Genomic DNA, 10,446 nt, shown 5'->3' with positions numbered 1-10,446 from the left:
CCGACCCGCAGCAGCGCCATCCGCCGCTTGAGCGCGTCGAGCACCTGCTCGGCGACGTTCTCCTGGACCAGCAGCCGGGAACCGGCGCAGCAGACGTGGCCCTGGTTGAAGAAGATGCCGTTGACGATCCCCTCGACGGCCTGGTCGACCGGCGCGTCGTCGTAGACGATGTTGGCGGCCTTGCCGCCCAGCTCCAGGGTGACCTTCTTGCCGGTGCCGGCCACCGACCGGGCGATCGCCTTGCCCACCTCGGTGGAGCCGGTGAAGGCGACCTTGTCCACGCCCGGGTGCTCCACCAGCGCCCGGCCGGTGTCGCCCGCGCCGGTGACGATGTTGACCACGCCGGCCGGCAGGTCGGCCTGCTGGCAGATCTCGGCGAACAGCAGCGCGGTCAGCGGGGTGGTCTCGGCGGGCTTGAGCACCACCGTGTTGCCGGCGGCGAGCGCCGGGGCGACCTTCCAGGCGAGCATGAGCAGCGGGAAGTTCCACGGGATGACCTGCGCGGCCACCCCGAGCGGTCGCGGGTCCGCGCCGAAGCCGGCGTACGGCAGCTTGTCGGCCCAGCCGGCGTAGTAGAAGAAGTGCGCGGCGACCAGCGGCAGGTCGACGTCCCGGGACTCCCGGATCGGCTTGCCGTTGTCCAGCGACTCCAGCACCGCCAGCTCGCGGGAGCGTTCCTGGACGAGCCGGGCGATCCGGTACAGGTACTTGGCCCGGTCCCGGCCCGGCATCGGACCCCATACCTTCTCGTACGCCTTGCGGGCGGCGCGGACCGCGCGGTCGACGTCCCGGGTGCCGGCCCAGGTGACCTCGGCGAGCACCTCCTCGGTGGCCGGGTTGACCGTCTTGTCGAGGGTCTCGCCGTCGACGAACTCGCCGTCGATGAACAGCCCGTAGGACGACCTGATGTCGACGATCGCGCGCGACTCGGGCGCAGGGGCGTATTCGAACATCATGCTCAGTCCAGGGTGAAGTAGTCGGGACCGGAGTAGGTGCCGGTCGTCAGCTTGGTGCGCTGCATGAGCAGGTCGTTGAGCAGGCTGGACGCGCCGAACCGGAACCAGTCCGGGCTCAGCCAGTCGGCGCCGACGGTCTCGTTGACCATCACCAGGTACTTGATCGCGTCCTTGGTGTTCTTGATCCCGCCGGCCGGTTTGACGCCGACCTGCCGCCCGGTGGCGGCCCGGAAGTCGCGGACCGCCTCCAGCATCACCAGGGTCACCGGCAGGGTCGCGGCGACCGGGACCTTGCCGGTGGAGGTCTTGATGAAGTCGCCGCCGGCCAGCATCGCCAGCCAGGAGGCCCGCCGGACGTTGTCGTAGGTGGCCAGCTCGCCGGTCTCCAGGATCACCTTGAGGTGGGCGTCCCCGCACGCCTCCTTGGTGGCGACGATCTCGTCGTAGACCTCGGCGTAGCGGCCGGCCAGGAACGCGCCCCGGTTGATCACCATGTCGATCTCGTCGGCCCCGGCGGCGACGGCCGACCGGGTGTCGGCGAGCTTGACGTCCAGCGGGGCCTGCCCGGACGGGAACGCGGTCGCCACGCTGGCCAGGTGCACGGCGCTGCCGCGCAGCACCTCGGCCACGTGCGGCACCATCGCCGGATAGACGCAGACCGCGCCGACGTGCGGGCAGGTCGGGTCGGCCGGGTCCGGCCGCAGCGCCTTGGCGGCCAGGGCGCGGACCTTGCCGGGGGTGTCGGCCCCCTCCAGGGTGGTCAGGTCGACCATCCGGATGGCCAGGTCGATCGCCTGCGCCTTCGCGGTGGTCTTGATCGAGCGGGTGCCGAGCTGTGCCGCCCGCTGCTCCGCGCCGACCTGGTCCACCCCGGGCAGGCCGTGCAGGAAGGTCCGCAACGCGGTCTCGGATCGCCCCAGCTCGGACAGGTCCGACCGGGCCGACGTCGTTGTCGCCGTCATGCCCCGAATACTACGCAGCCGCGAGTCGGGTGATCCTGGTCACAACCCCTCGGGGTGACCGGCCCGGCCCGCCGAGCCCGGGGTGAGCGACGTCGCCGCCCGCCGCGCACCCGTACTGCCGACCGACCGGGACCGGTAGGTTGAGCGATCGTGGACGTACACGTCATTGACCACCCGCTCGCCCAGTCCCGGCTGACCGCCATGCGGGATGCCCGGACCGACTCGTCGTCGTTCCGGGCCGCGCTGCACGAACTCACCACCATGCTGGTGTACGAGGCCGCGCGCACCTTCCCCGTCGAGAAGTACCCGGTGCAGACCCCGGTCACCGGTGCCGAGGGGACCCGGTTGGCGAACCCGCCGCTGCTGGTGCCGGTGCTGCGGGCCGGCCTCGGGATGGCCGACGCGGCGCTCGGGCTGCTGCCGGAGTCGTCGATGGGCTTCGTCGGCCTGGCCCGCGACGAGGAGACGTACGAGCCGCGCGCGTACATGGAGTCGCTGCCCCGGGAGCTGGCCGGCCTGCCGGTGCTGGTGCTCGACCCGATGCTGGCCACCGGTGGTTCGCTGGAGCACTGCTGCCGGCTGCTCGCCGACCGGGGCTGCACCGACATCACGGTGCTCTGCGTGCTCGCCGCGCCGGTCGGCATCGCCCGTCTGGAGCGGTCGGGGCTGCCGTTGCGGCTGGTCACCGCGTCGATCGACGAGGGGCTGAACGACAACATGTTCATCGTCCCGGGCCTCGGCGACGCCGGGGACCGCCAGTTCGGCGGGATGCCCCGCTTCTGACCGGCCCGCCGCCGGTGCTTCTCACCTGCCCAGCGCCGGTGCTTCTCACCTGCCCACCGTCGGTGCGACCGGCGTGAGCAGGCGGGCGGCCGGCAGGTCGCGGGGGAGCGGTCGGAGCGGCCGTGGGCGTTGCCTCCCATCCCGAGCGAGTCGGTGAGCGCGGGGTGCGTTCAGGCGCTACCGTCTCGGGCCATGACTGGTGTTGCGCTGGCGGAGGAGTTGTTGCTCCTCGCGTATGACGATGAGACCGGCAAGGCGACCATGCCCCGGATCAGCCTCGACCTGGGGATGGCCGCCGCCGTCCTGGTCGAGCTGGCCCTTGCCGGCCGGATCGCGTACGTCGATGGGAACCTGGCGGTGACCGACCCGACGCCGGTCGGCGAACCGATCCTGGACGGGGTGCTGGGCCGGATGGCCGCCGACACCCCGCACAGCCCCTCCTCCTGGGTGCAGCGGCTGCGGCACGGCCTGCGTGACCGCATCCTCGGCGACCTCGTCGAGCGGGGCGTGGTCCGCGACGTCGAGGAGACCGAGCTGGACTTCATCGTGGTGCACCGCTACCCGACCACCGACCCGTCGGTGGAGCAGGACAGCCGGCGGCGGCTGGCCGAGGCGTTGGCCGGCGAGCAGCTTCCCGACGAGCGGACTGCGGCGCTGGCCACCCTGGTGGCGGTGCTGCGGATGGAACCGGCGCTCGGCCTGACCGGCAGCGCCGCGCAGGACGCCCGGCGTCGGCTGGAGGAGATCGCGGGCGGAGCCGGGTTCTCCGGCACGATCAGCCTGGAGGAGTCGGTGGTCCGCCCGTCGGTGGCCCTGGTGGTCACCGCTCTCGGGCAGGCCGTCGACCAGGCGCTCGGCAAGCGCGCCGTGGGCTGACCCGGCCGCCCCCGGAGGGCGGGCGGTCGCAGCGGACGGGCCGGTCCTCGACGTGTGGGCTGGCCTTCCAGCGGGCGGACCGGCTTTCAGTGGCTGAGCCGGTCCTCAGCGGGTGAGCCGGTGGGCCTTGAGGTCGGTGACGAAGGCGGACCAGGCGGTGGTTGGGACGGTGAGGGCCGGGCCGGTCGGGTCTTTGCTGTCCCGGATGCCGATGATGCCGGGGAGGTTGTCGGCCACCTCGACACAGTCGCCGCCGTTGGTGCCGCTGCGGGTGCTGGTGCGCCAGCGGGCGCCGGTCAGGTCAGTCATGGCACTCTCCCCGGATCGCGTCGATCGGCTCGGTCGATTGTCGTGCCGTCAGCGGGTGAGCCGGTGGGCCCTGACGTGGGTGACGAAGGCGGACCAGGCGGCGGGTGGGACGGTGAGGGTCGGGCCGGTCGGGTCCTTGCTGTCGCGGATGCCGATGATGCCGGGGAGGTTGTCGGCCACCTCGACGCACTCGCCGCCGTTGGTGCCGCTGCGGGTGCTGGTGCGCCAGCGGGCGCCGGTCAGGTCACTCATGGCACTCTCCCCGGATCGCGTCGATCAGCTCGGTCGATTGTCCCGCGTCGAGGGCGAGGGAATCCAGCCCCTTCCAGACCCGCTCGTAGGCGGCGATCTCTGCCGGCTGGTCGAGGTAGAGCGCGCCGGTGAGCCCCTCGACGTAGACGGTCGGCGGCTCGCTCGGGCTGCCGAGCGCCGAGGGCGGGAAGTCGAGCAGCACGAAGGTGCCGGCCTCGGCCGCCAGTGGCGGCCCGGCGGCCAGCGGCAGCACCCGGATCGTGATGTTGTGCCGTTCGCCGACGGCCAGCAGGTGCCGGAGCTGGTCGGCCATCACCGACCGGCCCGGCACCGGGCGGCGCAGCACCGCCTCGCTGAGGATCACCGTCAGCGCGGGGGCCGGTGGGAGCCGCCGGGCCAGCAGCCCCTGCCGCTGAATGCGGAGGCTGACGATCTTCCTTCGTTCCTCCTCGCCCAGCTCGGGCCGGTTGTGCTGGAAGAGCGCGGTGGCGTAGCCGGGAGTCTGCAACAGCCCCGGCACCAGCTCGGCGTTGTAGTAGCGAATGCTGCTGGCGACGTTCTCCAGGCCGACGTAGAGCGAGAACCAGGCCGGCACGGCGCTCCCGTGGGCGTGCCACCACCCCTCGGCCCGGCTCACCTCGGCCAGCCCCAGCAGCACGCTCGTCTGGTCGGGGGTGGCCCGATAAAGCTCGCAGAGCACCCGGACGTCCGGCATCTTGGCCGACGTCAGACCCCGCTCGATGCGCCATAGCTTCTGCCGTGAGCAGTCCAGCTCCCCGGCCGCTGCTTCGATGCTCAGCCGGGCGTCCTCCCGCAATTGGGTGAGCAGCCTGCCGAGCTGCCGTCGCGGCACGGTCGAACTGTTTGTTTCACGCACCGTGCAACACCTTTCCGTGCCGAATGAAACAACGGGTCGCCGCCGATGCAACATCGGAGAGAACGCATACCGGTGACGTCAGGAAAATGGCGAGGGCAATGCGCCGATGCTAATCGCGCGAGCGTTTGGTGTGCAAGGGGTGACCCAGGGCGACATTGGTGTCGGGTCCCGGCTGGCCGGTCACGAGCGCGACACCCCGCCGCCCTCGGCAGGCTGCCCACCGACCCCACGGCGGGATCGCGCGGAGGACCTGCACGCCCGCCCGACCACAGAGGGCTGCCGTTTCCCGGCCAGCGGGCCGGGCCGGGACGCCCCGTTCGACAACCCTCCCAGGTCGTGTGCGGAATTCGGGGAGAGTCGCGCCATGTGGCCGAAATAGCGGCATCCCCAGGCTCGGATACCGCTATTTCGGCCACATCGAGTTGATCGTGCGGCAGGTTGCCCGCATCCCGACCGGAAGCGCAGTATCCCGGTCGGCCGATTCGGCGGGGGAGGCCGCCGCAATATCGCCGACATTGCGGTATCCACCCCGTTCGGATACCGCCATATCGGCCACATCGAGTTGATCACGCGCCGGACGCCCGGCGGAAGACGCGGCAGGTGGGGCGGGGTCAGATGCCGAGGGCGGTGGCGACCTCGGCGCGCAGCGTGGTGAGCGCCGCCGCCGCCCGGGTCCGGGCCGCCGGCACGTCGCCGGCCGCGACCGGCTCCACCACCTCCAGGTACGCCTTGAGCTTCGGCTCGGTGCCCGAGGGACGGATCACCACCCGGGCGGCGGCGGTCCGCAGGATCACCACGTCGGCGTCGGGCAGCAGATCCTGCGCCCCGGTGACCGGCGCACCGAGCAGCGTGGTCGGGGTGGCCGCCCGGACCCGGGCCATCGCGTCGGCGATGATCCGCAGGTCGTCCACCCGGACCGACAACTGGTCGGTGTGGTGCACGCCGAACTCGGCGGCCAGCTCGTCCAGCCGGTCGGTCAGGGTGCGCCCCTGCGCCTTCAGCCCGGCGGCCAGTTCGGCGACGGTCAGCGCGGCGGTGATGCCATCCTTGTCGCGTACGTGCTCGGGGGCGACGCAGTAGCCGAGCGCCTCCTCGTAGCCGTACGCCAGCGGCGGCGTCCCGCTTCCGGCCCGGACGATCCACTTGAACCCGGTCAACGTCTCGTCGTACGCCCGGCCCCGGGCCGTGCACATCGCCCGGAGCAGGGACGACGACACGATCGTGGTCGCGTACAGGCCGTCGACGCCGCGGCGCATCAGGTGGTCGGCGAGCAGCACCCCCACCTCGTCCCCGCGCAACATCCGCCATCCCGTCCCGGTGCCGGCCGGCTCGCGGACCACCACCGCGCAGCGGTCGGCGTCCGGGTCGTTGGCGATCGCCAGGTCGGCGTCGGTGGCCTGGGCGAGGGCCACCAACCGGTCCACCGCGCCGGGCTCCTCCGGGTTGGGGAAACTGACGGTGGGGAAGGCCGGATCCGGTTCCGCCTGGTCGGGCACCACCCCCGGGGTCGGGAAACCCGCCCGCGCGAAGGCCGCCGTCAGCACCGCCGCCCCCACCCCGTGCAACGGGGTGTACGCCACCCGCAGGTCACGCGGCCCGCCCGGGGTGATCACCGCGACGGCCCGCTCCACGTACGCGGCGACCAGGTCGTCGCCGAGCACCTGGCCGGGCGGCCCCAACGGCACCTGCGCCAGCGGGCCGACCGCCCGGATGGCCGCCTCGATACCGGCGTCGGCGGGCGGCACGATCTGTGCCCCCGCGCCGAGCGCTCCACCGAGCTGGGCACCCAGGTAGACCTTGTAGCCGTTGTCCTGCGGCGGGTTGTGGCTGGCCGTCACCATCACCCCGGCCACCCCGCCGAGCTTGCGCACCGCGTACGCCAGCACGGGGGTGGGCAGCGGCCGGGGCAGCAGCAGCGCCGGCCGGCCCGCACCGGTGGCGACCCGGGCGGTGCGCTCGGCGAACTCCCGGGAACCGTGCCGGGCGTCGTACCCGATGACCAGTGGGCCCTCGCCGCCCTCGGTGGCGAGCCAGCCGACCAGCCCGGCCGCCGCCCGGGTGACCACCGCGAGGTTCATGCCGTTCGGCCCGGCGCGCAGCGGGCCGCGCAGCCCGGCCGTGCCGAAGGTCAGCGGGCCGGCGAACCGGTCGGCCAGCTCCGGCGCGCTGGCCGGCAGCCGGTCGAGCACGGCCCGCAGCTCGTCCCGGCTGGCCGGGTCGGGGTCGTCGTCGAGCCAGCGTCGAGCCTGGTCGCGAATCCGGTCGAGGTCAGTGGTTTCCGCCGCCATTGCCCCTTGATAGCACGGCGGTGGTTCGCCGGGCCCGGTCGACCCGGAGCCCCGCGCCGGGCGGTCCGGACCGGCCCGCCCGGGGACCGGCTCAGCTGGAACCGGTGAGCTGGCACGCCTTGACCAACTCGGCGAAGATCGGCTTGCTCTCGGTGAACCTGGCGTCGTTGGCGGTGAGGTAGAACGAGTAGATCCGGCCCTCGTGCACCAGACCCCGCCACACGCCGTGCCGCTTGGTGTCGCCCTTGCCGCAGGTGTACTCCAGCTCGGCGGCCGGCTTACCGGCCAGCGTGTTCTCGGTGATCCCGACCTGCTGGTAGGGCTCCACGCAGGACCGGGACCGGGTACGCAGGTTGTCGCCGGCCACCTCGGCCCAGCGGACCGAGGAACTGCCGCCCCGCTCGACCAGGATGCGGACCTTGCGGGTGTCGTCCTGCGGGTCGATGTAGTCGACCCAGTCACCGGCGCTCTTGCGCGCCCACCCCTTCGGCACGTTCACCCGGATGCCCTTGGCGTCGTGCGCCTGCGTCTCGAACCCCCCACCGGCGGGTGCGCTCGGGCCGGCCTGCGGGGGTGGGGTCGACTCCGGGTCGCCGCCGCTGAACAGCGCCACCGCGCCGATCAGCAGCACCACGGCCAGGCCGCCGGCCGCCGCGAGCTGGAGCTTGCGCGGCCAGCCCTTCACCGTGCCGACCAGGCGACCGCCGGCACCCTTCGCCCGGCCGAGCGCGCCACCGCCCTCCCCGCCCGGCGGCGGAGGCGGCGACGTCCACGACTGACCGGTGCCGGGGATGGACCACTGACCGCCGTACACCGCCTGGGTCGGCTCGGCGTTCCCGCCGCCGCCGTAGATGGCCTGGGTCGGCTCCGCCGCCCCGTAGGCGGGCCGGCCGGCCGGGGTGCCCGTGCCGATCCGCTGGGTGGCGTCGGCGGTGCCGCCACCGATGCGCTGGGTGGCCTCCGGCGGGGTGCCCGGGGTGATCCGCTGGGTGGCGTCCGGGGTGATCCGCTGGGTGGCCTCGGTCCTGCCGTACGTCCCGGCGATCGGGCCGGTCGGCAACGCACCGGCGGTGGGCCCGGTCGGCGGCATCGCGCCGGTCGGGGTGTGCAGCGGGCCGGCGAGCGCGTCGGCGCTGGTGTCGTCGAGGGCGCCGGCGGAGGAGGTAGCCACCGGCTCGGGGCGTTCACCCCGGCGCAGCTTCGCCAGCCGGTCGGTCAGCGACTCACCGGCGGCCAGCATCGCCCGGCCACCGATCTGCCCGCTCGGCTTCGACTCGGCCGGCGGCGCGGCGATGGCCGGCGGCCCCGACGGGCGCTGCACCGGCACCACCGAGTACGGGTCGGTGATCGAGTTGACCGCCGTCGCCGTGCTGGTCAGCGGGCCGGCGAGGAGTTCGCGCAGCATCGCCCGCGCGGTGTGCACGTCGAGCCGGCGGGCCGGGTCCTTCTCCAGCAGGCCCATCAGCACGCGGGTCAGCGGGCCGCTGCGCTGCGGGGTGGCCGGCGGGTCCTCGACCACTGCGTGCATCGTCTCGATCGGGTCGCCCTTGTCGAACGGGGGCCGCCCCTCGACCGCCGTGTAGAGGGTCACGCCGAGCGAGAACAGGTCGCTGGGCGGGCCGAAATCCTGCCCCATGGCGCGTTCGGGGGAGATGAAGTGCGGCGAGCCGAGCACCATCCCGGGGGTGGTGAGCTGGACGTCGGTGGGCATCCGGGCCACCCCGAAGTCGGTCAGCACGCAGCGGCCGTCGGTGCAGATCAGCACGTTCGCCGGCTTGACGTCGCGGTGCAGCACCCCGTTGGCGTGCGCCACCTCCAGCGCGCCGAGCAGCGCGATGCCGATCTTGGCGACCGCGCGCCCGGCCACCGGGCCGTCCTCGATCACCATGTCGGCGAGGCTGCGGGCGTCCAGCAGCTCCATCACGATCCACGGCCGGCCACCCTCGGTGACCACGTCGTACACCTGGACCACGGCCGGATGCTGGATCGCGGCGGCGGCGCGCGCCTCGCGCAGGGTGCGTTCGTACATCGCGTCCCGGTCGCTGGGGGCCAGCCCCGGCGGCAGGACGACCTCCTTGACCGCCACGTCACGTCGCAGCAGGGTGTCTGTCGCGCGCCAGACCGTGCCCATGCCGCCGTTGCCCACCGAGGAGCGCAACTCGTACCGGCCGCCGATGGTGGTGCCGGGTGCTGCACGTCCGTTGGGGGGACTCACTGGTCCGCCGCTCCACGTCGGGATCTGAGTCACAGGAAAAGCCACCGGGAAAGTCGAGGGGGCTGGGACACAACCTCTCTATCTTGCTGGTTCCGACGCCCGATGCGAAACCCGACGCGGCGGACCTTTGTGCTATCCGACCGTACCCACCGTCGGGTCGAACGGTGTGTACCTGGCCGTTCACCTCCCGTCGACCGATGCCGAACCGAGATGTGCGCCATCCCTCACCCCACCGATGCCGCCGCGCGTCCTACCATCCGTGGATGAGTGAAGCGCGGGCGAGCGAGTCGGGGTTCCCCATCAAGGGTGTGTACACGGCTGCGGACCTCCCCCCGGAGCTGGACTCCCGTCTGGGCGAGCCGGGTCGTTACCCGTACGCCCGGGGGGTCTACCCCACGATGTACACCTCCCGGCCGTGGACGATGCGGCAGTACGCCGGCTTCGGCACCGCCACCGAGTCCAACGCGCGCTACCACCAGCTGCTGAAGGCCGGCACGATGGGCCTGTCGGTCGCCTTCGACCTGCCCACCCAGATGGGCTACGACTCCGACGACGCCATCGCCAGCGGCGAGGTGGGCAAGGTCGGGGTGGCGATCGACTCCATCGAGGACATGCGGCTGCTCTTCGACGGCATCCCGCTGGACAAGGTCTCCACCTCGATGACCATCAACGCGCCCGGCTCGGTGCTGCTGCTGCTCTACCAGCTCGTCGCCGAGGAGAACGGCCTGTCCGGCTCGGCGCTCAACGGCACCATCCAGAACGACATCCTCAAGGAGTACATCGCCCGGGGGACGTACATCTTCCCGCCGAAGCCGTCGCTGCGGCTGGTCGCCGACACCTTCGCGTACTGCCGCAAGGAGGTGCCGAAGTGGAACACCATCTCCATCTCCGGCTACCACATGGCGGAGGCCGGCGCGACGCCCGCGCA

Annotated in this window: 10 protein-coding genes; 3 read left to right on the top strand and 7 right to left on the bottom strand. The window is 72.7% G+C overall.

The annotated features are described in order from the left end of the window. On the bottom strand, nucleotides 1–953 hold a 953-nt coding region (locus ACOJTC_RS29520; protein WP_420119329.1), incomplete at its 3' end, for an aldehyde dehydrogenase family protein. Between the two features lie 5 nt (nucleotides 954–958). After that, complete coding sequence (deoC, locus tag ACOJTC_RS29515) at nucleotides 959–1,918, bottom strand: deoxyribose-phosphate aldolase (protein WP_377682699.1); 960 nt, start codon at nucleotides 1,916–1,918, stop codon at nucleotides 959–961. Nucleotides 1,919–2,068: 150 nt separating this feature from the next. On the opposite strand from deoC, the gene upp reads away from it, so the two are divergent. Together upp and ACOJTC_RS29505 are read left to right on the top strand one after the other, a co-directional pair. Beyond that, a complete protein-coding gene (gene upp / locus ACOJTC_RS29510) occupies nucleotides 2,069–2,701 on the top strand; it encodes a uracil phosphoribosyltransferase (protein WP_088643926.1) in 633 nt (210 codons plus the stop codon). 192 nt (nucleotides 2,702–2,893) lie between these two features. Beyond that, complete coding sequence (locus ACOJTC_RS29505) at nucleotides 2,894–3,577, top strand: GOLPH3/VPS74 family protein (protein ID WP_204927441.1); 684 nt, start codon at nucleotides 2,894–2,896, stop codon at nucleotides 3,575–3,577. Between the two features lie 105 nt (nucleotides 3,578–3,682). Here the strand turns inward: ACOJTC_RS29505 and ACOJTC_RS29500 are convergent, their stop codons facing one another. The 5 genes from ACOJTC_RS29500 to ACOJTC_RS29480 all read right to left on the bottom strand — a co-directional run bounded on the left by ACOJTC_RS29500 (nucleotide 3,683) and on the right by ACOJTC_RS29480 (nucleotide 9,551). Continuing rightward, entirely contained in the window at nucleotides 3,683–3,886 is a 204-nt protein-coding gene (locus ACOJTC_RS29500) for a DUF397 domain-containing protein (protein WP_420119328.1), read from the bottom strand. A gap of 48 nt (nucleotides 3,887–3,934) precedes the next feature. After that, nucleotides 3,935–4,138, bottom strand: a complete 204-nt coding sequence (locus ACOJTC_RS29495; RefSeq protein WP_357929077.1) for a DUF397 domain-containing protein — start codon at nucleotides 4,136–4,138, stop codon at nucleotides 3,935–3,937. Beyond that, entirely contained in the window at nucleotides 4,131–5,015 is an 885-nt protein-coding gene (locus ACOJTC_RS29490; protein WP_420119327.1) for a helix-turn-helix domain-containing protein, read from the bottom strand. The genes ACOJTC_RS29495 and ACOJTC_RS29490 overlap by 8 nt, the downstream gene beginning before the upstream one ends. 611 nt (nucleotides 5,016–5,626) lie before the next feature. After that, entirely contained in the window at nucleotides 5,627–7,303 is a 1,677-nt protein-coding gene (locus ACOJTC_RS29485) for a phospho-sugar mutase (RefSeq protein WP_420119326.1), read from the bottom strand. Between the two features lie 91 nt (nucleotides 7,304–7,394). Beyond that, nucleotides 7,395–9,551: a serine/threonine-protein kinase gene (locus ACOJTC_RS29480; protein ID WP_420119330.1), complete on the bottom strand. Its 2,157-nt coding sequence runs from the start codon at nucleotides 9,549–9,551 to the stop codon at nucleotides 7,395–7,397. A gap of 230 nt (nucleotides 9,552–9,781) precedes the next feature. Here ACOJTC_RS29480 and ACOJTC_RS29475 point away from each other — a divergent pair. Continuing rightward, the coding region (locus ACOJTC_RS29475; RefSeq protein WP_420119325.1) for a methylmalonyl-CoA mutase family protein at nucleotides 9,782–10,446 on the top strand (665 nt) is incomplete at its 3' end.

Source organism: Micromonospora sp. (assembly GCF_048594385.1).
Taxonomy (GTDB): domain Bacteria; phylum Actinomycetota; class Actinomycetes; order Mycobacteriales; family Micromonosporaceae; genus Micromonospora; species Micromonospora wenchangensis.
Note: the sequence above shows the minus strand (reverse complement) of the source record. Positions and strands in the feature narration are given on the sequence as shown.